Raw genomic sequence first — 21,029 nt, forward strand, 5'->3', positions numbered from 1 at the left:
ATGGGCCGATTGGACGGCAAGGTCGCCATAATCACCGGCGGCGCGCGGGGAATGGGGGCGGCCACCAGCCGTCTGTTCGTGGCGGAGGGGGCGAAGGTCGCCATCGCTGACCTTCTGGACGAAGCAGGCGCCGCCCTTGCGGCTGAACTGGGAGAGGCAGCCCGCTTTTACCGGCACGACGTCACCAGCGAAGAGGAATGGGCCGCACTGGTTGCAGCGGTGGAAGCGGATCTTGGTCCCGTCGACATATTGGTCAATAATGCGGGCATCCTGCTGTTCCGGACGCTGCTGGAAACGACACGGGCAGAATATGAGAAAGTCCTGACCGTCAATCTGGTCGGCGAGTTTCTGGGCATCAAGGCCGTGGCGCCGGGCATGATCGCGCGGGGCAAGGGATCGATCGTCAACATCTCCTCCGTAGACGGGATGAAGGGCGCCAACGGCCTTGCCGCCTATTCGTCCAGCAAATGGGGCGTGCGCGGCCTGACCCGCGTCGCGGCGCTGGAGCTGGGCCATCGCGGCATCCGCGTCAATTCAGTGCATCCCGGTGGCGTCGACACCGTGATGACCAATCAGGACGGTCGCAGCCGAGATGCCGTGAATGAGCGCTTCGGTAATATTCCTCTGCAACGGGTCGGCGGTCCGGAGGAGGTCGCCAAAGCGACGCTGTTCCTGGCAAGCGACGACGCATCCTATCTCGCCGGGGCGGAGATCGCCGTCGATGGCGGCATGATGACCGGCCAATATTATGAGGGCTTCCCCGGCGCGCCGGGCGTGTCATGACGGCCGGTTCCCTTTCGGGCAAGCGCGCGCTGGTCACTGGCTCCAGCTCGGGCATCGGGGCGGAAACGGCCCGCTGGCTGGCGCGGGCGGGCGCTGCGGTCATCATCCACGGGCGGAACGCCGACAAGATTGCCGCGGTCGAGGCGGAGTTGAAGGCGCTGGGCGTGGATGTGGCCAGCGTCAGCGGCGCGCTGGACGATCCGGATGGGGCGCGGGCGGTGGCGGCGGCGGCCTTGGCCGTCGGTCCTGTCGACATATTGGTCAACAACGCCGGAGGCGCGGCATCCGGCAACGGATCGGCCCAATGGTTCGAAGCGAGCCCGGAGGATTGGGATCGCACCTATCGCGCCAATGTCCTGTCCACCGTCGCGATGACGCAGGCGATCACGCCCGCCATGATCCAAAGGGGCTGGGGCCGGGTGATCCAGACGGCGAGCGCGATCGTCGACAATCCGATTTCGACGATACCCGATTACAAGGCGGCTAAATCGGCCATCGTATCGCTCACGGTGAGTCTGGCGATCGAGTTGCGCTGCACGGGCGTTACCGCCAATGCCGTCAGCCCCGGCTTTACCGTGACAGAGGGTTTGCGTGCCTGGATCGAGGCGGAAGCGGCGGCCAAGGGCTGGGGCAGCGACTGGACCGAGATCGAGCGCAATGCCGCTGCGGCCATCTGGCCCGCGCTGGTGCCCCGCCTTGGTCGGACAGAGGATATTGCCCGCGCGATCCTGTTTCTGGCGGAACCGGGCGCCGATTTCATAACCGGCCAGCATCTGCGCGTGGACGGGGGGCTGGCTATAGCCGGACGGTAAGGGATAGGAGGAAGCAGGCATGGCCGGACCGGACGCACGAATCGTCAGGATCGATGATCAGGGTCTGACGATGGCGGAACGGACCATTCCCTGGCCCCGTTCGATCAGCCCGGCGGCGGTCGCAGCCTTGCGCGGGGCGGCGGAGCGGCCGTCCATTCCCTTTCCGGACCCGGCAGATGGGGCTGGCTGGCGGACGCTGATTGCGCAGGTGGATCAGGCCATGGTCGCCGCCTATGCGGGGCCAGCGAAGGAAGGGCTGCCGGTGACGACCGGGCAGTTGGCCGGTGTGACGGTCTATCGGGCGCGGCCTGTTGACATCCCGCAGGATGACAGGAGGCTCTATATCGAGATTCATGGCGGCGGGCTGGTTTTCGGCGCTGGCGATTTCTGCCGGGCGGGAGCGGTCAGGGAGGCCGGGCTGCATGGAGTGGAGGCGCTGGCCATCGATTACCGGATGCCTCCGGACCATCCCTATCCAGCGGCGCTTGACGATTGCCTGGCGGTCTATGCGGCAGAGGTGGCGCGCAGGGGAGCGCAAAATATCGTCGTCGGTGGCGGATCGGCCGGGGGTAATTTGACCGCCGCCCTGTTGCTGCGGGCGCGGGACGAAGGGCTGCCCATGCCGCGCGCCGCGCTGCTGCTGTCGCCCAAGGTTGACATGACCGAAAGCGGCGACAGTTTCGAAACCATGATGGGCATCGATCCGGTGCTGAAGGCGCGGCTGACCGAATGTGTGGCGCTTTATGCGGACGGGCATGATCTGACCCATCCCTATCTGTCGCCTTTGTTCGGTGACCTGACCGGCTTCCCGCCTACGCTGCTGCAAAGCGGCACGCGCGACCTTTATCTGTCCAATACCGTCCGGATGCACCGGGCTTTGCGGGCGGCAGGGGTGGAGGCTCAGCTGCATGTCTTCGAGGCGATGCCCCATGGTCGCTTTTTCGCCGGGCCGGAGGACGCTGAACTGGATCGCGAGCTTCGGTCCTTCGTTGCGTCACGCTGGCGCTGATCGTTCACGCTGAAAGGAAAATAGTCATGATCCGCATCGACATTCCCGAAGACGACGCCGCCAATCCCTACGGCTATGCAGCGCGAGTGCATGGTCGTGAGTTGATGGCGACGGCCGACGCCTTTTCCAAGGCGGTCTATCAGCATAGTATCCTCTCGCTCCGGGAGTTCGAGGGCGCGCGGTCACGTATCGCGCAGATCAACGGCTGTATCGTGTGCCAGCAGTTCCGCGCGGCAAAGGATGCCCCCTCCATGTTCGCGGCGACCGGCGTGCGACCCGATCACCTGATTTCCGACAACGGCCCGGCGCCCGATGAGGCCTTTTACGCAGCGGTCGAGCAGTGGCGCATCTCTCCCCTGTTCAGCCCGCGAGAGCGCACCGCGATCGAATTTGCCGAACGTTTCGCCGAGGAGCCAAAGGTCATCGCCGATGACGAGGATTTCTGGGAGCGGGCGCATGCGCTGTTTTCCGACGCGGAGATCGTCGATCTGGCGCACAGCGTGGCTGCGTGGATCGGACTCGGCCGGGTCGCCCATGTGCTGGGTTTCGACAGCGTTTGCCTGCCCTTCGTGGAAGCGGCGCAATAAGGAGCGGATATGACTGAAGGAAGGCTGGCGGGCCGGGCGGCGCTGATCACCGGCGCCGCCGATGGCATTGGGCTTGGCATGGCGCGGCGCTTTGCGCGTGAAGGCGCTGCCCTGCTGGTGGTCGATTTTGATGTCGACAAGGGCATGGACGCGACGGGGCAATTGAAAGAACTGGGCGCAAAGGCAGAATTCTTTAGAGCCGATGTGACGAACAAGGGAGATGTGATCGGGTCGGTTGCCGCCTGTGTCGATCATTTCGGCAGCATCGATATATTGGTGAACAACGCCTATCGCGGTGCAGGCACCGGCCGTATCGAGAGCAAGCCGGACGCGCTGTTCGAAAGCTGCATGGACATGTGCCTCTATGCCGCAAAATGGTCGATGGAGGCGGCCTTCCCGCACATGCGCGCCCGGCATTGGGGGCGGATCATCAATGTCGCGTCGCTGAACGGGGTCAACGCCCATATGGGCACGGCTGAATATAATGCGGGCAAGGAGGCGTTGCGCGCCTATACGCGGACCGCGGCGCGGGAATGGGCGGGGCATGGCATTTGCGCCAATATCATCTGCCCGGCGGCCGTCTCCGCCAGTTACCGCCGCTTCCGGGAAATGGCACCCGATGTCGCTGCGGCCACGGCGGCCGCCAATCCGATGGGAAGGATGGGCGATCCGGAGGCCGACATTGGCGGGGTCGCCCTGTTTCTGGCGAGCGAGGATGCGCGCTACCTGACAGGCAACACGCTGTTCGTCGATGGTGGCGGCCACATCAACGGCGTGCCCTGGGTGCCTGACCTCGGCCCGGAAAGCTGATCAGCCAAGATCGGCGGTTCCGGCATGCAGGATGGCGGGATCGCCGCTATGCGCGGCCCAGATCGCATCGCGCCGGATGATACGCCAGCCTTCGGGCCGCCTTTGTCACTGGTCGACATATTCGCCGTTGGAATCGAAGATCGGTCCCGCCGCGTCACCAACCCGCTGGTGCCGTGCCTGCACATAGGCGCGGCTGGTCGCGCGGTCGCCGTCGATATCGACGATGATGCTGCCGATCAGATGTTGGGTTCCGCCGCAGCGGTCAAGGAAGCGGCGCATGTTGAGCGTCAGAGCCGCCATTCCCTGTTCGTCTTTCCCTGATCCATAGTCGAAACTGATGTCCGGCGCAAAGACGTCTCCCAGCCGATCCCATTGCTTGTTGTCCAGGATTCGCGCGAAGCGGGACAGGCCGCGCATGATCTCGCGCTCGTCCAACAACGCAACAGCGGGATCGTGGCCGACAGGGCTGGCCCGCTCCTCAACCACGAACATGCGGGTAGCGCTGCGGTCGAACAGATTTTCCTCGTCCTCCGCGATCTGTAGGGCGATGACTGGTTCGGCGGCTCTGGCGGCGAACCGGTCATAGGCGGCGCGATCGGCAAATCGCAGTTCCGTCACCACGTCGAAGTCGATCGGCTGCGCGCCGGGGAAAAGGAAGGCGCCGTCAAGATTCACATAGTTGCGGCGATAATCGACAATGCCCGGCAGCAGCTTGCGAATCAGCACAGAATGGCGCGTTTCGTAATAGTCGATAAAATCTTCGCGACTGATGTCGGGACGACGACGTAGCAGGGCGATGCATTTAAACATGCTTTTCCTCTCCTAACATCTGGCAAAAACCTGAAGGAAATAGACCAATGCGGGCATGGCGGTGCTTCCACTCTGCCATCAATATTCTCTCCGGTCATCCAGGGAATCGATCTGCAGTCGTGAAATAGGGGCCGAACGCATTGTGCATCCGGCCCCGATCCCTTCAATCCTTATTCGCCGCCGAAGCGATATTTCAGCCGCAGCCCATACATGCGCGGTTCGCCATAGAGCGACGCCTGATAGAGCAGTCCACCGGTGGGCTGGAACACATTGCTGTTGCTGATGCGATACAGCTTGTTGGTCGCGTTGGTGACGAACAGGCCGACATCGAAACCGCTGCGGGCCACATCGCGCCAGTCGAGCGACATGTTGAGCAGACCGAACGGCTCCAGTCGGGCGCCGGGCTGTTCGAACGGCATCGCCGTCGTGTCGGTATATTGTTCCGACGTATGCGAATAGTTCACGAAGAAGTTGAGCTTGCCCATGTCGTCGCCCACCGGCAGCTCTGCATTGACATGCATGCTCCAGATATAGGGCGCCACATATTGGAAGGGCAGGCACGACATGTCGGCCGTGCCGTTCGGGCCCACGCCGCCATTGCAGTCGGCCTGGCCGGTCGCGCTGGTAAAGGTGAACTTCTTGTATTTCGCGTCGGTGTGGCTGAAATTGCCGCCGATTTCCAGACCCTTGAAGGGCTGCATCGACGCGTCCAGTTCGACGCCGCGGATGCGGGCATCGGCGTTGAAGATCTGCGAACCGCCCGCGCCAGTGGTTGGGTTGAAGTCCGCGCCGGCGCGCTGGATGTCCTTGAAGTCGACATGATAGGCGACCGCATTGAAGCGGAACGGCACCGTGCCGAGGTAGAAGTCGGACTTGATGCCCGCCTCATAGGAGGTGACATATTCCGGCAGGAAGGTACGCTTGAAGTCATAGACGGCCAGCGCGTTGAGTCCGCCCGCCTTGTAGCCCCGGCTGATCTTGCCGAACAGCAGGATGCGCGGCGAAACCTTGTAATCAAGGCCAATGGTCCAGGTGGGAGCATTGGTCTTCAACCCGACATTGAAGGTGCAGCGTTCGAACTGTTCGGCAACCGGCACATCCGTCTCGCCCGACGCGCCACACTTTACGGTGCCGGGATTGGACGGATTGGCCTGAATATTGGTCGAGAAACCGCTGATCTTGTCCCAGGTATGGCGATAGCCGCCGGTCAGCCGCAATCCGTCCAGCGCCGGAGACAGGACGCCGAAGTCGAGCGTTGCCTGCGCATAGAGCGCTTTGGATTCCTGCGTCGAGGCATAGCGGGTGAGCGACGAGGAGCACAGGCCGGTAACGGCCGCGGGGCAGAAGACGACCGAGGTGCCGCCCTGAACGCCTGCGGGCTGCTGCTTGAAGAAGAAGCCGCCGGCGGTGAAGGTCAGGCTCTTGTCGAACAGTTCGCCCTGAAGCTGAAGCTCTTCGGTGATCTGCTCGAAATTGTCGCGCGGCACTTCCTTGAACGCGGTTGCGTTGAGATAGGTTACCGGCGTTCCGGCGCCCGGCAGCGTGACCTGACCCGGCGCGGGCAGCACGCCCGGATCGACGTCATGCTGCTGGAGGATGGTGGCGTCGCTGTCATAGCGATAGCGCAGCCGCATCCGCTGATAGCTGGCAATGTTGCGCAGCTTCAGCTCATCGTTCAGATCGATGTCTGTCGTGTTGCTGATGCCCCAAGTTTCGGTTTCGGAAAACACGTCGATGCCCAGCGCCGTCTTGCGCGGACCCAGTGCATTGGCCTGAGCGGTCGTGGCGCGATAGACGTCGCATGAAGCCGCACCTGCGCCGGGCGCGTCGCTGCATAGGCCAAAGGCCTGAAGACCGTTAATGTTGAACTGGCGATGGATCAGGCCTGCGCCATTGTTCCGTGAACGGCTGCCATAGAGCATGGTGTAGTTCTCAATGGTCTCTGTCGGCCGGAACAGAACGCCGAGACGACCTGTGTACCAGTGCTGGTCGTCGCGATCCTTGTTCCACACGATGTCACGGGTGTAGCCGTCCCGATCATTATAGGCACCCGCAACGCGGACTAGCAACTTGTCGTTGACAATCGGCAGGTTGATCGCGCCTTCAATGACGCGAGCGTCATAATTGCCGATCGTTCCCTGAATCCAGCCGCCAAACTCATTTTTCGGCTTCTTGGGCGTCAGCAGCACTGCGCCGCCCGTGGTGTTGCGTCCGAACAGCGTGCCCTGCGGGCCGGCCAGAACCTGCATATTCTCCAGATCGAGGAAGTTGCCCGGACCGCCCTGTTGCGACAGGGTGATGGCCGACGGCAGCGGCACTTCATTCATGTAGGTGACGACGCCCGGCGAGGCCTGGAAGGTCGCGCCCTGACCGCGCAGGGTGAAGGACTGCGCCTCGCGCGAACCCTGGCCGTTCGGGCCGACCACAAGCGAAGGCACGCTGGCCTGAAGGTCCTGTTCCTTGCCGATGCCCTGCTGTTGCAGCCGGTCAGCGGACAGGGCCGTGATCGCGACGGGCACGTCCTGATTATTTTCCTGACGGCGGTTGGCCGTGACGATTATGTCGGCGATGCCGCCTTCCTGCGCGCCCTGTTGGGGCTCCGATTGTGCAAGGGCAGACGGAACTGAAAGGATCGCCATCGCCGTGGCGGAGGCGCAAAGAAGCGCCCGGCGTTGCCGCCGGTTGTCGGAAAACATAATTACTCTCCCTTAAATGGTTTTCCCGACGAACGGCACGATGCCGCTGCCGGAAAATCCTCTCCCGGGCTCTCTTTTATGATTGAATGGGGATGGTGCCCGTCAGGGCGCCATCCAGTGACCCCCGTTGACGTCGAGCGATGCACCGCTGACGACGCGGGAATAATCGGAAATCATCATCAACACTGCGCGGGCGCAGTCATCCTCCGGCGGAATTTTGCCGATGGGGATTTCGCGGGTGATGCCGGCGATGACGTCGTCGCGCTGGAAACCGGCGTCGACCTGCGACTGGATATGCTGTTCGACCGGCTCGCCATGGATCCACCCCATACGGCAGGTGTTGACGCGGATACCGAAGCGGCCAAGGTCGGTCGCCATATATTTGCCGAGCGTGTTGAGCGCGCCCTTGGCGACGGCATAGCCCATTTCCATGCCATGTTCGCTGCCAAAGGGCCGCACCGTGGCCATGGTGGACACGTTCACGACCGCGCCGCCATCCCGCAGATAGGGGATGCAGGCGCGGGTCAGGCGTAGCGCGCCCAGGCAGTTGACGTCGAACGCTTTGGCCAGATCGGCGGCGTCGCTATTCTCGATGAAACTCCAGTCGCCATGATAATAGGCGCTGTTGACCAGGCCATGGATGCGTCCGCCAAATTCGGCGGCGGTGCGTTCGGCAAGAACGGCGCATTGCGCCTCGTCGGACACGTCGCAGGGCACGGCGATCGCCTTGCCGCCCTGGGCGACGATCTCATCGCGAACCTGTTCGATAAAAGCCTTGTTGCGGGCGGCAAGAGCCACGGATGCGCCTTCGGCGGCGGCAATGCGGGCCAGCGCCTGACCCATTCCGGGGCCAACACCGCTGATGATTGCGACCTTGTCTTTAAGCAGCATAGCGTCTCTCCTCACTATCCCCCGATGTGTGGCGTCATAAACCGGACATCATCGGCATGTTGTCGCCCCAATTACGGAAGGGGTCATTGTCGTTGAAGGGATATTGTCACGGCCGTCCGGCCGCGATCACCCCGCTTCGGTTAGGGGCCTGATAGGACAATGAAAAGGCTATGGCAATACGCTAATCGAAAGTAAATGCTCACCGATGGGTGAATACGCGTAATTCATGACATCGTGACTACGCATTGATGCGATTCAGAAACGTCTGGATTCGATCTTCCGCAATGCCAAGGCCTCTGGCGCAGAACAGCATCGCGTCGCGCCGCAGGACCCTGTCGTCGGCATCATAGGGAATGGCCGTCCGGCTGTGGCAGTGCGCCATCAGCATCATCGTGCCGACATGTTCCAGAAAGGCGACCGCATTGATGGGCGACAGCGGCGTTCCTGCGATCGCGCCTTCCTCCCGCGCCGCGGCGAGCGCGCGCTCCAGCGCTGGAAGCGACAGGCGCAGAGCCCGTCGGTAGATGAGCCGGGCATAGCCGCCATCGCCGGCCAGACTGCCCACCACCATCCGCATCCCTGCCACATTTTCGGCATCCGCGCCCTTCATGGCATGGTCCACCAGGCGGCGGACGATTTCCAGCAACCCCTCGGTGCTCGCTTCCACCGCGCCCATGGCGCTGAACGTGGCGTTCTGGTCGGCGATGACCTCCCGCAGTACGGCGCGGTAGATATGTGTCTTTGTGGCGAAATGACGGAATATCAGCGCTTCGGACACGCCCGCCGCCTGCGCGATCTGCTGGGTGCGCGCACCTTCCAGCCCATAGCGCGCGAACACGGCCTTTGCGGCTGCAATGATGGAAGTGCGGCGGTCGGCGCCGGAAAGACGGGGGGCGGGCATCGGCGGTCTGCAAACTCCTCAAAGGCGGGGTCGGGCAAGAAGGATCAGGCCGCCGCCATGCAATCAGCCTTACGCACCGGGTTCCGCACTGGCAAGCGAACAGGGGAAGCATCCATTCTCTGCTCTCTGCGGCGTCCGCAAGCGCTGTGGGCAGGAACGGCAAATATATTAAACGTTGTCGTTGTATATCGCGCGGTCTGCGTGCATTCATGCGTCCGATCTCAATTTCAGACACAGGAGAATGGCATGTCGGACAAGGCGCATTTCGGTTTCACCAAACTGGTGGTGCAGGATCTGGAGGCCATGGCGACCTTTTACAAGGATGTGGCGGGCCTTACCGAAATGGCGCGGGTGCAGGACGCGGTCGGGGATCGCAAGATCGACGAAATCCTGTTCCTGCCGACCGCGCCGGGCGGATCGACGCTGGTGCTCTTCAAGTTTCTGGACCGCGCGGCGCCCGCCAATGAGGAAGTCATCCTGGGCTTCCAGACGCCGGACATCGCTGCTTTCGTGGAGCGGACCAAGGCGGCCGGCGGCAAGGTCGTCACGGAGATCGAAACCAAGGCCGAACATGGCGTGAAGGTTGCCTTCGTCACCGATCCCGAAGGGCATCTTATCGAAGTGGTGGAATTGCTGGCCGCCGCATAATCTTCAGGCGGGGGCCGCGCAGCGTCGCGGCCCCCGCCGGCTTCATCCCGTCAGCCGGGCAGGACTTCGACGTCCTCCGGTCCCCAATAGGCCTTGAGGCTGGTGATGCGGCCTTCGGCGTCGAAAGTGCAGACGTCGAGTGAACGGATCAGCATGGGCGGTCCCTCGGGCGGCTGGAACGTGACGTCGAACATCAGGGCCGCCGCGTCCGCGTGGGAGCCGCGGATCGGCGCAACCGGGCGAATCTGCGTTCCGAAGGCGACCGTGTCGGCGAACCAGTCCGCAATGGCGTCTCCGGTCTTGGCAGGCGTGCCGATGGGGTCCTCTATGGTGGCGCCCGGCGCGAACAGCGCAATGACGCCGTCCCTGTCACCCCGGTTGATTCGCTCCACATAGGCCTCGAGCGCTGCGCGCATGACCGCCGGAGCGGGCATGGCCGGGTCATCTTCATTCCCTTCCGGAGCGCTTTCGCCCATGGCCTCTCTTCTCCTGTTACGTGAATTTATTCTGGTTTTGACACCGCATATACCATATGAACTTGCGCATTATATGGCATTTTGCGTAGAAGGGTGAGAGGTTTTTGGCCGTTCCGCTCCGTGCGGGCTAGTGTCCGGCCGTCCTTCATGCTAGTTTGTCGCTGTAAGCGAGAGGATGATTTATGGCTACGTCTTCGGACTATCGTCTGGGTGAGTTTCAGTTTCCCCGTGGCTGGTTCATGGTCGGTGAAAGTGCCGAGGCGACGACGACGCCCAAGCCGATGCGCTATTTCGGGCAGGATCTGGTGATCTATCGCGGCGAAAGCGGCGCCCCCTATGTGGTCGAGGCCTATTGCCCGCATATGGGTGCGCATCTGGCGAAGAATTCGACCTCCTACATCGTGCGCGACGGCGAGCAGGTTCAGGGCGAATCGATCCGCTGCCCCTTTCACGGCTGGCAGTTCGGTCCGGACGGCGCGTGCAAGAACATCCCCTATTCGGACTTCGTGCCCAAGGCGGCGAAGCTCAAGACCTTCCCGGTCGTGGAGCGCGCAGGGACGATCTGGATGTGGCATGATCCCGAAGGTCTTGAACCCGATTTCGAGCTGCCCGATTTCGGCGGCCATTATGACGCGCCCGGCTGGGTGAACTGGAAGATCGACTATATGGGCGATCTGGACATCCATCCGATCGAGGTCGTCGACAATATGGCCGACTTTGGCCATTTCGTGCCGATCCATGGTGCCAAGGACTTCGTCTACTTCGCCAATGAGTTCAAAGACCATATCGTCCACCAATATTATGCCGCGGGCCACCGCACGCTGACGCTGAATCCGGAAGACGTGCTGACGCTCGACACCTGGTATACAGGCCCGTCGATCCTCCAGTCGGAGATGGAGGGCACGTTCAACAGCTTCATCCTCATCACCCACACGCCGATCGAGGACGGCAAGATCCGCGTCTGGCACGGTCTGATGGTGCAGGTGAATGACGGTTCGGCCCCGGTCACGGACGAACTGCGCGCCGCCGCGCTGGAATATCAGGAAGGCAGCCGTCTTGCCTTCGCCCAGGATGTGGAGATCTGGCAGAACAAGCGGGCGTGCCTCAACCCCATGGTCGTCCCCAATGACGGCCCCTATGGCAAGGTTCGCTTGTGGTACAAGCAATTCTATAACCCCCGCGACAAGGCGCTTGATTGGCAGAAGCGCGCCAACGGTACGCATGTGACGCTCGATAAGCGCAGCACAATCGCCGCCGCCTGAAGGAGATAAAATATGGAGAGGTCTGAACGTCCGGTGGCAATCGTCACCGGCGCAAGCCGCGGCGCGGGCCGTGGAATCGCCGTGGCACTGGGCGAAAAGGGCTATCGCGTCTATGTGACCGGCCGGTCGGTGCGGGAGGGCGATGCGGCCCTGCCCGGCACCATCGGCGCCACCGCGGCGCAGGTCGATGCGGCAGGCGGCGAAGGGCGCGCCGCGCAGGTCGACCATGCCGACGCTGAGGCGATCGCGGCGCTGTTCGATCGGGTGCGCGAGGAAAGTGGGCGGCTGGACATTCTGGTCAACAATGTCGCCGCGCTGAACGATGATCTGGTAAAGCCCGGTCCCTTCTGGGAAAAGTCGACCGGCCTCGTCGATATCCTGAATGTCGGTTTGCGTTCGCACTATCTGGCGAGCTGGCATGCCGCCCGGATGATGGTGCCCGCCAAAAGCGGCCTGATCGCCTTCACTTCGTCCTTCGGTTCGGTCTGCTACATGCATGGTGCGGCCTATGGCGCGCAGAAGGCCGGGGTGGACAAGTTCGCGGCCGACATGGGCGTGGATTTCCGGGGCACGGGCGTCGCAGCGGTTTCGCTGTGGATGGGGCCGCTGTTGACCGAACGCAGCAAGCAGACGCTGGCCGAGCATCCCGAACAATATGAAAAGTTCATGGCCGATGCCGAAACACCGGAATATAACGGCAGGGTGATCGCCGCCATCCATGACGATCCGAACCTCGACGAACTGAACGGCCAGACGCTGATCACGGCGGAGATCGCGCAGCGCTACGGCATTACCGAGGCGGGCGGGCGCACACCGCCATCCTATCGCGCGATGCTGGGCGATCCGCGCATCCCGCACCCCGCCATCGTCGCCTGAAGGATCGGCTGATGAATCTTGGACAGCGCTTTGCGGGTAAATCCGTTATCGTCACGGGCGGCGCTTCGGGCATCGGTCGCGCCACCGTTCTCCGCCTCTCGGCGGAGGGGGCGCGGGTACTGGCGGTCGATCTGGATGAGAAGGGGCTTTCCGCTCTGCAGGCGGAGCATCCGGGCCTGTCCGTGCGGGCGGGATCGGTCGCCGACGAAGCGACCGCGCAGTCGGTCGTGGCGCAGTGGGTGGAGCAGGCCGGGGGGCTGGACGTGCTGGTCAATATGGCGGGCATCATCCGGTCGGGTCACGCCGCTGCAATGTCCTATGATGCCTTCATGTCCTGCGTGACGGTCAATCTGGGCAGCACCTTCCTCATGTGCCGGGAGGCGCTGCCGCATCTGGAGCGGACCGGCGGCAACATCGTCAATGCGGCCTCCACCTCCAGCCATTTTGGGCATCCCTTCCTGACCGGCTATGCCGCCAGCAAGGGCGCGGTCGCCGCCTATACGCAAAGTCTGGCCTGGGAATATCTGAAGCGCGGCGTGCGCGTGAATGCGGTGGCGCCCGGCGGGATTGAAACGCCGCTTGCAAAGAGCGTTCAGACGGGCATGGTGGAGGACGCCGACTGGGAGCTTTACGGCCATCTCAGTCCGATCAACGGGTTCGCCAGCCCGGACAAGATAGCCGGCGTCATCGCCATGCTGGCGAGCGAGGATGGAGGGCACATGAATGGCGCGATTGTCCGCATCGACGGTGGTGTCCACGCCTGAGGCGCCGCGCCGCGGCGCAGCCGCATGACGGACCCGGCCGCTCCTGTCTGTCTCGACCATCTTTCGCTGGTCGATCTTGACGCGCTGACGCTGATCGATGCTGCGGCCAGCGCGGGTTTCGCATCGGTCAGCCTGTTCGTAACGCCCGTCCCGATCAGTCCGACGCCGGATCTGGTGGCCGACAGGACGGTCAGATCGGCGGTCGTTTCGGCGCTGCGCGACGCTGGCATGGGCGTTGGCATCGTGGAACCGTTCATGCTCGACGATGCGCCGGACTGGCCGCTGCTGGAACGAAGCGCGGCGCTGGCGGCGGAGCTTGGCGGCATGGTCAACATATTGGGGCTGGACTCCGATCATGCCCGGCTGATGGAATCACTCGGCCGCATGGTCGAATTGTGCCGCAGGACGGGAGCGTCTGCGATCATGGAGGCTTATCCGCTCTCGGCCATCCGCACGGTGGGGCAGGCGCTGGGACTGGCGCAGGAACTGGGGCCGGATGTTGGCCTGTGCGTCGACAGCCTGCATGTGATCCGCAGCGGCGACAGCTGGGACGATATCGCCGCTTTGCCGTCCGAACGCATTCGCCATGTCCAATTGAACGATGGTCCGCTTGCGGCCCCGCTCGACCGCGTGGAAGAAGCCGTTTTCAACCGGCAGTTGCCGGGGGAAGGGGAGTTTGATCTCCGCGCCCTGCTGCCCATGCTGCCCCGCCATGCGACCGTGGCCGTGGAGGCGCCGTCCCGCGCTCTGCGTTCGCTGGAACCGCGCGAACGCGCCGCGCGACTGATGCAGGCGATGCGCAGCCTCTACGTCAACCGCTGAGGCTGGGTATCGCCCGATCATTCAGGCTGCGGCCAGGTCCTCCACCGGCTCCGGCGGGAATATTTCCGGCTTGCCAAGGTCGTAGACCCGCGTGAGCAGGCGGATGAAGCCGCGGTCGGAGACGGGATCGCTCGGCGTCTGGAATTGTTCGCCGCGTTGCCTGAGGTCCGCGATCAGCATGTCGAATGCGCGATCGACGGTCAGATCGTCGCTATGATCGAGAGAAACCTTGAGTTCGTCATAGTCCATATAGACCTGCGCGCCCCAATGGACGAGGAAGCGGATTTCCTGTTCCGGAACCTGCTGGATCACGCGGTCGCCGGTGGTGATCCGCCAACCCTCGCCACCCTTTCCGGCACCGATCATGCTTTCATAGGCCAGTCCCTCGGGGCGGCGCAGGGCCGATGGTCCGTTGGCCTCGGCCGTGTGGTACATCATCTCATTTTCGACGACGACGGCCTTGCCCCACATCGGCGCCTTCAACTGTTTGGGCTGGCCCTTGGGTCCGTCCGGCCAATAGGTGAAGCTGCCGCCGATCCTGCCTTGATAATACCAGGCGATGACCTGCGCCTTCTTGGCCTGCCAGCGCTTGAAGAGGCCGGATTTGGCCATGATGTTGAGCAGCCAGACCGGCGAACTGTCGAGGTCCAGACCGCGAAAGCGCGTGCCGTCGACATGCGGCGACCCGCCGCCGGTGCAGGGACCGGAAATGTTGAACAGCATCGATTCGGGCTGGGCATATTGCGCCCCCCAATAGGCCCGGACTTTGTCGAGAAATGCCGGATTATGATAGCAGTCCTCGATCTCCGGATAGAGGCATACGCCGCCACGGGCGAGGTAACCGCGAAAGACCGGACTGAGAAATGGGTCCCAGGTCAGCGTGACGCCTTCGGGAATTTCACCCGAGCTGGTGGCGACGACTTCTTCGGGCGATTTGAAATGATGCGCCAGGATCATCGGCCAGGGGCCATGATCGCGCACCACCCCGATCAGCCTTTGATATTGGTCGTCGCTATAGGCCCGGTCGAGCAGTTGCGGCTCGGCGACGGGACGGAAACGGTCTGCCAGATCGGCCTTCATCCTACATCCTCCTCCATGGAAATGCCCGCAGCGCCTGAGCCGCGTACATTCATATCAAAGCATCTGCACGACTTCGATCAGATGGCCGTCGCTGTCCTTGATGAAAGCGACCTTCACGCCATGTTGCGGTTCGGCCTTAGCGGGGCGATGGATGCTGCCGCCCGCGGCGAGGGCGGTGGCGACCGTGGCGTCCACATCCTGCACGACGAAACCCAGCGTCGCTTCGCCGGGGACGGGGACGGGACGGTTGGGATAGCGCTGAATGACGAGGCTTGGCGTCGAATAGCCCTGACCCGCCGCGCCCATGATGATTTCATCCAGTTCGTCCTCGCCTTCGCCCTGCCGCACGCGAGCGACTTCGGCGAGGTCGAAAACCTTGGCGTAGAAGGCAAACAGGCTGTCGACGTCGGAAACGATCAGCTTGGTGAATCCGAAACCCGTCTGCGCGCTTTCTGCCATGCCAGCCTCTCCAAATAACATTTTATGTTGTTATTGAGGCTGAGCGTGAAGGATGCAAGTCGTTTGTCGTTGAGCCTTGCGAAAAATCGGCCGGGCGGGACATGCGATGTCCCGCCCGGCCTGACGATCGCTTATTCGGCGGCGAGCGCGGCCTGTTCGCGGAAGTGCGGGATCACCTTTTCGCCGATGTTGCGGATCGTCTCCATGATCGCTTCATGGGGAATGCCGCCCATCTGGAACATGAAGAGGATCTCGTCGGCGCCCGCGTCGAACAGACGCTGCACATGCCGGATGCAGTCCTGCGGTGTGCCATAGGCGTCCTCGACCACTTCGAAGCTCTCGGTATGATGGCCGCCGACCGCGATCTTTTCTTCCGACAGCCAGGCGACCGTTTCTTCCTTGTGGCGCTGGAGCGCGGCGATGCTGTCGCTGGCGTCCAGATCCTCGACATCGGGGGCGGGGCCGCCGGAATACCAGTGACCCAGCGACTCGACGAAGAAGCGCTGGCCGCGCAGGCCGATGCGCCGGGCCTTTTCGCGATCCTCCAGCACCAGCGCGGGGCAGAGCGCCGCCAGATGCTGGGTCGGGCGATAGCCCACCTGATCCTCCGCTTTCCGGTTGGCGAAGGCCTCGCGATAGATGGCGTTCTTCTTCGCAATGTCGTCGGGACCGGCAAAGCCCAGCACCAGTGCGCCGATGCCGCGCGATCCTGCGGTGACCAGCGTGTCGGCGCGGGTGCAGGCCATGTAGAGCGGCGGATGCGGGTCCTGCATCGGGCTGGGATGGATGGGACGGAAGGGGATCTTCACGAACTGGCCGTCATGCTCGATCTCGCCATGTTTCAGGATCCTGGGGATCAGATACATGCTCTCGTCGATCATCGGCGGCAGGTCTTCCAGATTATAGCCGAAAGTGCCCGCTTCCTGCTGGGTGCCGCCCTTGCCCATGCCGAAATGCACGCGCCCGCCAGAGAGGATGTCGAGCGTCGCGATGCGTTCGGCGACCTTTACCGGATGGTTCATTGCGGGCGGCAGGCACACGACGCCATGGCCGATGCCGATGCGGCTGGTGCGCCCCGCCAGATAGGCGAGGAAGGTTTCGGGCGCGGACATATGGGCATATTGGGTCAGCGCGGTATGCTCGACCGCCCAGATCACGTCGAAGCCCATTTCTTCGGCAAGGATCGCCTGATCGACGATGTCGCGAAACACCTGCTGTTCATTCTCGCGCGACGTGTCCGCCATCTGCGCTTCGTAGATAATCGAAAACCGCATCATCCTCTCCTTGAATGGTTGTTGGAAAGGTTAGAGGGCGCACGGCGCGGCGGCATCCTCCAATTGGATCAGATGGGCTGTTCGTCTCCGACGGCTCTCAGCAGCGTGACGAGCTGAACCTGTCGGTGCGTGCCCGTCTTGGCGAAGATCGCCCGCAGATGCGAGCGTGCGGTGTTGTAGGCGATGTCGAGTTCGCTCGCCGCATCGGCGAGCGCCGCGCCTTCCGCGAGGCGAAGGGCCAGCGCCGCTTCCGACCGCGTGAGTTGAAAGCGGTCGCGCAGCGTATCGCTGGAGGGACCGGCGGGTCGCGTCGGGTCTGCAAGAAACAGCGCCACCCACGCGCCGTCGCCATAAGCGGAGGAGGGCACGGCCCTCGCCCGGCCATGCAGCGGCGGACCATTGGGGGTCGCGACTTCGAACTGGCTTTCCTCGCCGGGGACGGGGGGATGCGAAAGGATCTGGTTGATTGCCCGGGCGGCGGCATGGGTGCGCGGCTCCAACCTGCCGCCTTGTTCCGCCAATACGCCGCCGTCCTCCAGCATGCGCGCGGCCACCGCATTGCGCCGCATGATCCGGCCGTCACGATCCAGAATCAGGGTCGCGACAGCCAGGTCCGCCATTGCGCTGCTGAACAGCTGGCTTTCCGCTTGCGTGGTCGTAAGGCGGGCGTGGAGGTCGAGCGCGATCCGCAGATGGGGAACAAGCCGCTCCAGCAGCGCCTTTTCCCCGTCGCCGAAATCTTCGCTGCTGTCGTCGCGGGTCAGGCGCAGACGAACCGAGATGTCTGGCTCCCGATAGAGATCGATGCCCAATATCTGGCCGGTGCGCGCCCCATCCATCCAGTCGCGGAACCGCGCTGGAATATGGTTAACGAAATCGCTGAAGGAGACCACCTGACCTTCAGGGAGGCCGACAAAGGGGTCGGCTTCCGAAATCTGCCGATATTGCTGCGTCCGCTCCGGATCGGCTCCGGGCGTCACATGGGCGTCTATTCCGGCACAGCCCCGGCCGATCAGCATCGTAGCGAAGGTCGTGTCGGTCGTGGCGGCAAGTGCCTTCAGGAAATCTTCCCACGGTGGCGACCGGGTCAGGCCGCCATAGAGGGTTTCCAGCAGGTCGGCAAAGGCAGCATCGTCAGTCATGGGCCGCCCTTGCCGGCATGCGATTCATCCGCCTAGTGGCGCCAGGCCAGCGTGATGCTGTAGCGGCGCGGCGGCGAATAATAGGCCTCGGTGAAGCCGAAGCTGGTGGAGGCGTCATAGCCCGCCGTGATGATGCGCCGGTCAGTGATGTTGTCGACGCCCGCGCGCACGGACAGCCCGCTATCGGCAAAACGCAGCTCCGCGCTCGCATTGACGATGGCATGGTCGGGCTGACGCAGCAGCGGTGTGTTTTCGGCATCGACATAGACTTCGCTCTTATAAGCGACATCGACGCGGAGCACACCCTCTACCGTCTCGCTCAAGGGTGCCTGATAGACTGCGCTGGCATTGGCGGTGATGTCGGGCGCCTGCTTCAGCCGGCGGTTGCTGACGTCGGTCGGCACGCCGTTGATGACGGAGACATAGTCCAGATATTTTGCGTCGAGCAGGCCGAGCGCGCTGGTGAGGGTGAAGCGCGGGGTGACGCGGAAATTGCCCTCCAGCTCGATGCCCTGAATGCGCGAGCGGCCCGCATTTTCGTTGCGCACGACGATCAGGCCACTGGTCGGACTGACGGTCGAGACGAGGATTTGCTGATCGCGATATTCGTTGCGGAAGACGGCGAGGTTGATCGTCGCGATCCGGCCGAAGCCCGCCTTGATGCCCGCTTCATAAGCGGTCAGATGTTCGGGATCATAGGAGCCGATTTCCTCCAGCGATGTCGGGCGCCCGTTGAACCCGCCCGAACGGAACCCCTTGGAGAAGGAGGCGTAGGTCATCAGGTTCGGCCGCACCTTGTAGGAAAGCGAGGCGCGGGGCGTGAAGGCGTCCCAGCTCTTCTCCAGCGTGTAGCTGGGCGTTCCCGCCAGCAGCGGCTCGCCGGAATAGATGCGGGTGGCCGACTGGAAGAACTTTTTCTTCTCCCAGGTGTAGCGGGCGCCCAGTTCCAGCGAAAGGCCGTCGACCAGTTCATAATTGCCGTTGGCGAACAGCGCCAGATTGTCGGTCCGCTGACGGTTGCGAAAATCGATGTTGAAGTCGAGCGAAGAGGCGGGAATGGCGATGCCGGGCGCGATCGGGAACGGGTCGAGCCCAGCGGCGACCAACGCCGGGTATAGCCCGTCCGCGACGATCAGCCGGGTATTGTCCCGCGTCTTTTCCCGATAGGCGAAGGCGCCCAGCAACAGCGTCCCGCGCCCGCCGAGGTCGAGCGACAATTGCAGTTCCTGGCTGATCTGTCGCGCCTTTTCGTCGTGAATGTCGCCGGCATAGTTGATCGCGGCCGAAGCGTCGCCGTCGCGGCCGAACAGCGCGTCGACATAGCGATAGGCGGTGATCGACTTCAGCGTCGCGCCGCCCAGATCCTTGGTCAGCGTCAGCGACGCGTTGAAGGCGTCGGTCTGGTCCTTGTTGAGCGCGGGCGTGCTGTCCGTGCGGTCGATGTCGCCCGGCACCGTGCAGCAGGGCGAGAGGAAGGTCGATTGCAGGATCGAAAAGAAGGTCGGCGTGAAAGCGATCATGCTGTGGGGCGCGCTATGTTGCCGCCGGTGGAGGCCATCGACCTGCAACAACGCGTCCAGCCCGTCGCCGTCATAATGCAGCGCCGCCTTGCCCGCGACGACATTGCGGTTGCCCAGATTCTTGCCCGAAGGGATTTTCTGCCAGCCCTCGCCAAATTCGCCCAGCGCCGCAACGCCCAGCGACCAGCGGTCCGACAACGGGGTTTCGGCATAGACGCGGCCGCGCACCGTGTTGAACGATCCGTAGCGCAGGTCGGCCTCGATCTTCTGCTGCTGGCCCGGAATGGCGGAAACGATGTTGATCGCGCCGCCCACCGTATTCTTGCCGAACAGCGTGCCCTGCGGCCCGCGCAGCACCTCGATCCGGTCGATGCCCAGCAATTCGGTGGTCGCGCCGAAGGTTCGGGCGACATAGACGCCGTCGATATAGACGCCGACCGCCGGATCGGAGGTGATGATGAAGTCGTTTTCGCCCACGCCCCGGATGAAGGGCGCGATGCCGCCGCTATTGCCGCCTTGCCCCGGCGTGAACTGGATGTTCGGCGCGATCTGGCTGATCTGCGTCACATTGTCGAGGCCGCGGCTGTTGAGCGAGGATGCATCGACGGCGCTGACCGCGATCGGAACATCCTGCAACCGTTCCTCGCGGCGGCGGGCCGTGACGACGATGTCGCTACCTTCGGAAAGGCCGTCGGCGCTTTGGGCCGGCGAAAGCTGAGCGTGTGCAATCCCCGGCGCTGCCAGCAGGGCAAGCGACGAGACGGCAAAGGCCAAACGAGACATGAATTTCCCCCCTTTTTGAAACTTGTCTTGTCTTTTGTCGACGTCAGGCGGTGATCAGGCCGCTTCCCAGGTGATGAGATGGCTGATGTCGCTGCGTTCTTCGGGCTTACGGCCTGCCTTGGCCAGATGATGCCAACTGATCTGCGCATCGGCGGACAGCGGGCGGATCATTTCATAGACCCGGTCATATTCGGTGCGGGCGATTTTCCAGACTCCATCCTCGCGTTGATACAGGTCGCGATAGATGGCGCTGCCGGTGGTGTGGGTCTGGCGCTCCACATCGATGAAAACATCCTCAAGATACCAGATGCCCTCGGCCCTGTCGTCGCCGGTCAGCGTGATTTCAGGCATATGGCCATGGTGCATGGCGACGGCGCCGGAATGAAAGCTGTTGGCCAGAAATTCGATCATATTGTCGCGTCCTTCCAGCCGGACGCGGTAATTGCCGCCGCGATAATCGACGCTGACGTTGGCGGTGAACAGCGGACGCAGCAGGTTCAGGTCCGCCGTATCGATGCCCCTGAAATAGCGATGCTTGAGCGTTCGGATATCCTCCATATCGCTCAGCTGCTGAAGGGTGTAGGCCATCAACTCTCTCCTGTCATAACGCAATGTGGCGTTTAT

At 63.1% G+C, this 21,029-nt stretch carries 21 protein-coding genes; 10 read left to right on the forward strand and 11 right to left on the reverse strand.

The features are described from left to right. From ACFC3J_RS00480 to ACFC3J_RS00500, 5 genes are read left to right on the forward strand one after another with little or no spacing between them, the layout of a single operon-like run. A complete protein-coding gene (locus ACFC3J_RS00480; RefSeq protein WP_375194248.1) occupies positions 1-783 on the forward strand; it encodes an SDR family NAD(P)-dependent oxidoreductase in 783 nt (260 codons plus the stop codon). After that, positions 780-1,595: an SDR family NAD(P)-dependent oxidoreductase gene (locus tag ACFC3J_RS00485; RefSeq protein ID WP_375194249.1), complete on the forward strand. Its 816-nt coding sequence runs from the start codon at positions 780-782 to the stop codon at positions 1,593-1,595. The genes ACFC3J_RS00480 and ACFC3J_RS00485 overlap by 4 nt, the downstream gene beginning before the upstream one ends. A gap of 19 nt (positions 1,596-1,614) precedes the next feature. Continuing rightward, entirely contained in the window at positions 1,615-2,604 is a 990-nt protein-coding gene (locus ACFC3J_RS00490) for an alpha/beta hydrolase (protein WP_375194250.1), read from the forward strand. Positions 2,605-2,630: 26 nt separating this feature from the next. After that, positions 2,631-3,191 carry a carboxymuconolactone decarboxylase family protein gene (locus ACFC3J_RS00495; protein ID WP_375194251.1) on the forward strand — a complete coding sequence of 187 codons (561 nt, stop codon included), beginning with the start codon at positions 2,631-2,633 and terminating at the stop codon, positions 3,189-3,191. A 9-nt stretch (positions 3,192-3,200) separates the two neighbouring features. Then, a complete protein-coding gene (locus ACFC3J_RS00500) occupies positions 3,201-4,001 on the forward strand; it encodes an SDR family NAD(P)-dependent oxidoreductase (protein WP_375194252.1) in 801 nt (266 codons plus the stop codon). Between the two features lie 105 nt (positions 4,002-4,106). Here ACFC3J_RS00500 and ACFC3J_RS00505 read toward each other — a convergent pair whose 3' ends face one another. The 4 genes from ACFC3J_RS00505 to ACFC3J_RS00520 all read right to left on the reverse strand — a co-directional run bounded on the left by ACFC3J_RS00505 (position 4,107) and on the right by ACFC3J_RS00520 (position 9,299). Continuing rightward, positions 4,107-4,811, reverse strand: a complete 705-nt coding sequence (locus ACFC3J_RS00505) for a nuclear transport factor 2 family protein (protein ID WP_375194253.1) — start codon at positions 4,809-4,811, stop codon at positions 4,107-4,109. 170 nt (positions 4,812-4,981) lie between these two features. After that, the gene (locus ACFC3J_RS00510; protein ID WP_375194254.1) at positions 4,982-7,507 is read right to left on the reverse strand and encodes a TonB-dependent receptor; all 2,526 of its coding nucleotides are present in this window, start codon (positions 7,505-7,507) and stop codon (positions 4,982-4,984) included. 102 nt (positions 7,508-7,609) lie between these two features. Further along, entirely contained in the window at positions 7,610-8,398 is a 789-nt protein-coding gene (locus ACFC3J_RS00515) for an SDR family oxidoreductase (protein ID WP_375194255.1), read from the reverse strand. A gap of 238 nt (positions 8,399-8,636) precedes the next feature. Beyond that, complete coding sequence (locus tag ACFC3J_RS00520) at positions 8,637-9,299, reverse strand: TetR/AcrR family transcriptional regulator (RefSeq protein WP_375194256.1); 663 nt, start codon at positions 9,297-9,299, stop codon at positions 8,637-8,639. 246 nt (positions 9,300-9,545) lie between these two features. Here ACFC3J_RS00520 and ACFC3J_RS00525 point away from each other — a divergent pair, with 246 nt between their 5' ends. Continuing rightward, positions 9,546-9,947, forward strand: a complete 402-nt coding sequence (locus ACFC3J_RS00525; protein ID WP_375194257.1) for a VOC family protein — start codon at positions 9,546-9,548, stop codon at positions 9,945-9,947. 50 nt (positions 9,948-9,997) lie between these two features. On the opposite strand, the gene ACFC3J_RS00530 is transcribed toward ACFC3J_RS00525, so the two are convergent. Next, positions 9,998-10,423 carry a nuclear transport factor 2 family protein gene (locus tag ACFC3J_RS00530; RefSeq protein ID WP_375194258.1) on the reverse strand — a complete coding sequence of 142 codons (426 nt, stop codon included), beginning with the start codon at positions 10,421-10,423 and terminating at the stop codon, positions 9,998-10,000. Between the two features lie 182 nt (positions 10,424-10,605). Here ACFC3J_RS00530 and ACFC3J_RS00535 point away from each other — a divergent pair, with 182 nt between their 5' ends. Genes ACFC3J_RS00535 through ACFC3J_RS00550 form a run of 4 tightly spaced genes read left to right on the forward strand, consistent with a single transcriptional unit; the run spans position 10,606 to position 14,147 of the window. Continuing rightward, positions 10,606-11,685, forward strand: coding sequence for a Rieske 2Fe-2S domain-containing protein (locus tag ACFC3J_RS00535; RefSeq protein ID WP_375194259.1), 1,080 nt, complete (start codon positions 10,606-10,608; stop codon positions 11,683-11,685). A 12-nt stretch (positions 11,686-11,697) separates the two neighbouring features. Further along, positions 11,698-12,561: an SDR family NAD(P)-dependent oxidoreductase gene (locus ACFC3J_RS00540; protein ID WP_375194260.1), complete on the forward strand. Its 864-nt coding sequence runs from the start codon at positions 11,698-11,700 to the stop codon at positions 12,559-12,561. A gap of 11 nt (positions 12,562-12,572) precedes the next feature. Continuing rightward, positions 12,573-13,325, forward strand: a complete 753-nt coding sequence (locus tag ACFC3J_RS00545) for an SDR family NAD(P)-dependent oxidoreductase (protein ID WP_375194261.1) — start codon at positions 12,573-12,575, stop codon at positions 13,323-13,325. Between the two features lie 24 nt (positions 13,326-13,349). Continuing rightward, positions 13,350-14,147: a sugar phosphate isomerase/epimerase family protein gene (locus tag ACFC3J_RS00550; RefSeq protein ID WP_375194262.1), complete on the forward strand. Its 798-nt coding sequence runs from the start codon at positions 13,350-13,352 to the stop codon at positions 14,145-14,147. A gap of 21 nt (positions 14,148-14,168) precedes the next feature. Here ACFC3J_RS00550 and ACFC3J_RS00555 read toward each other — a convergent pair whose 3' ends face one another. The 6 genes from ACFC3J_RS00555 to ACFC3J_RS00580 form a co-directional block, all read right to left on the reverse strand. Further along, positions 14,169-15,227 (reverse strand): hypothetical protein, encoded by a 1,059-nt coding sequence (locus ACFC3J_RS00555; protein ID WP_375194263.1) that lies wholly within the window; start codon positions 15,225-15,227, stop codon positions 14,169-14,171. 54 nt (positions 15,228-15,281) lie between these two features. Next, a complete protein-coding gene (locus tag ACFC3J_RS00560) occupies positions 15,282-15,686 on the reverse strand; it encodes a VOC family protein (RefSeq protein ID WP_375194264.1) in 405 nt (134 codons plus the stop codon). A gap of 131 nt (positions 15,687-15,817) precedes the next feature. After that, positions 15,818-16,960 carry an LLM class flavin-dependent oxidoreductase gene (locus tag ACFC3J_RS00565; RefSeq protein ID WP_375194278.1) on the reverse strand — a complete coding sequence of 381 codons (1,143 nt, stop codon included), beginning with the start codon at positions 16,958-16,960 and terminating at the stop codon, positions 15,818-15,820. Between the two features lie 68 nt (positions 16,961-17,028). Next, the gene (locus ACFC3J_RS00570) at positions 17,029-18,102 is read right to left on the reverse strand and encodes a helix-turn-helix transcriptional regulator (protein WP_375194265.1); all 1,074 of its coding nucleotides are present in this window, start codon (positions 18,100-18,102) and stop codon (positions 17,029-17,031) included. A 32-nt stretch (positions 18,103-18,134) separates the two neighbouring features. Further along, the gene (locus tag ACFC3J_RS00575; RefSeq protein ID WP_375194266.1) at positions 18,135-20,405 is read right to left on the reverse strand and encodes a TonB-dependent receptor; all 2,271 of its coding nucleotides are present in this window, start codon (positions 20,403-20,405) and stop codon (positions 18,135-18,137) included. 54 nt (positions 20,406-20,459) lie between these two features. Beyond that, a complete protein-coding gene (locus tag ACFC3J_RS00580; RefSeq protein ID WP_375194267.1) occupies positions 20,460-20,993 on the reverse strand; it encodes a nuclear transport factor 2 family protein in 534 nt (177 codons plus the stop codon). Positions 20,994-21,029 lie beyond the last annotated feature (36 nt).

Origin of the sequence: Sphingobium sp. (assembly GCF_041987595.1) — a bacterium.
Taxonomy (GTDB): Bacteria; Pseudomonadota; Alphaproteobacteria; order Sphingomonadales; family Sphingomonadaceae; genus Sphingobium.

Bases quoted from the DNA above. Each gene is read 5' to 3' on its own strand.
- ACFC3J_RS00490 (WP_375194250.1), top strand. From the start codon at position 1,615: ATGGCCGGACCGGACGCACGAATCGTCAGGATCGATGATCAGGGTCTG.
- ACFC3J_RS00540 (WP_375194260.1), top strand. From the start codon at position 11,698: ATGGAGAGGTCTGAACGTCCGGTGGCAATCGTCACCGGCGCAAGCCGC.
- ACFC3J_RS00530 (WP_375194258.1), bottom strand. From the start codon at position 10,423: ATGGGCGAAAGCGCTCCGGAAGGGAATGAAGATGACCCGGCCATGCCC.
- ACFC3J_RS00580 (WP_375194267.1), bottom strand. From the start codon at position 20,993: ATGGCCTACACCCTTCAGCAGCTGAGCGATATGGAGGATATCCGAACG.
- ACFC3J_RS00485 (WP_375194249.1), top strand. From the start codon at position 780: ATGACGGCCGGTTCCCTTTCGGGCAAGCGCGCGCTGGTCACTGGCTCC.
- ACFC3J_RS00510 (WP_375194254.1), bottom strand. From the start codon at position 7,507: ATGTTTTCCGACAACCGGCGGCAACGCCGGGCGCTTCTTTGCGCCTCC.
- ACFC3J_RS00505 (WP_375194253.1), bottom strand. From the start codon at position 4,811: ATGTTTAAATGCATCGCCCTGCTACGTCGTCGTCCCGACATCAGTCGC.
- ACFC3J_RS00495 (WP_375194251.1), top strand. From the start codon at position 2,631: ATGATCCGCATCGACATTCCCGAAGACGACGCCGCCAATCCCTACGGC.
- ACFC3J_RS00550 (WP_375194262.1), top strand. From the start codon at position 13,350: ATGACGGACCCGGCCGCTCCTGTCTGTCTCGACCATCTTTCGCTGGTC.
- ACFC3J_RS00535 (WP_375194259.1), top strand. From the start codon at position 10,606: ATGGCTACGTCTTCGGACTATCGTCTGGGTGAGTTTCAGTTTCCCCGT.
- ACFC3J_RS00570 (WP_375194265.1), bottom strand. From the start codon at position 18,102: ATGACTGACGATGCTGCCTTTGCCGACCTGCTGGAAACCCTCTATGGC.
- ACFC3J_RS00555 (WP_375194263.1), bottom strand. From the start codon at position 15,227: ATGAAGGCCGATCTGGCAGACCGTTTCCGTCCCGTCGCCGAGCCGCAA.
- ACFC3J_RS00525 (WP_375194257.1), top strand. From the start codon at position 9,546: ATGTCGGACAAGGCGCATTTCGGTTTCACCAAACTGGTGGTGCAGGAT.
- ACFC3J_RS00500 (WP_375194252.1), top strand. From the start codon at position 3,201: ATGACTGAAGGAAGGCTGGCGGGCCGGGCGGCGCTGATCACCGGCGCC.
- ACFC3J_RS00520 (WP_375194256.1), bottom strand. From the start codon at position 9,299: ATGCCCGCCCCCCGTCTTTCCGGCGCCGACCGCCGCACTTCCATCATT.
- ACFC3J_RS00545 (WP_375194261.1), top strand. From the start codon at position 12,573: ATGAATCTTGGACAGCGCTTTGCGGGTAAATCCGTTATCGTCACGGGC.
- ACFC3J_RS00560 (WP_375194264.1), bottom strand. From the start codon at position 15,686: ATGGCAGAAAGCGCGCAGACGGGTTTCGGATTCACCAAGCTGATCGTT.
- ACFC3J_RS00565 (WP_375194278.1), bottom strand. From the start codon at position 16,960: ATGCGGTTTTCGATTATCTACGAAGCGCAGATGGCGGACACGTCGCGC.
- ACFC3J_RS00575 (WP_375194266.1), bottom strand. From the start codon at position 20,405: ATGTCTCGTTTGGCCTTTGCCGTCTCGTCGCTTGCCCTGCTGGCAGCG.
- ACFC3J_RS00515 (WP_375194255.1), bottom strand. From the start codon at position 8,398: ATGCTGCTTAAAGACAAGGTCGCAATCATCAGCGGTGTTGGCCCCGGA.
- ACFC3J_RS00480 (WP_375194248.1), top strand. From the start codon at position 1: ATGGGCCGATTGGACGGCAAGGTCGCCATAATCACCGGCGGCGCGCGG.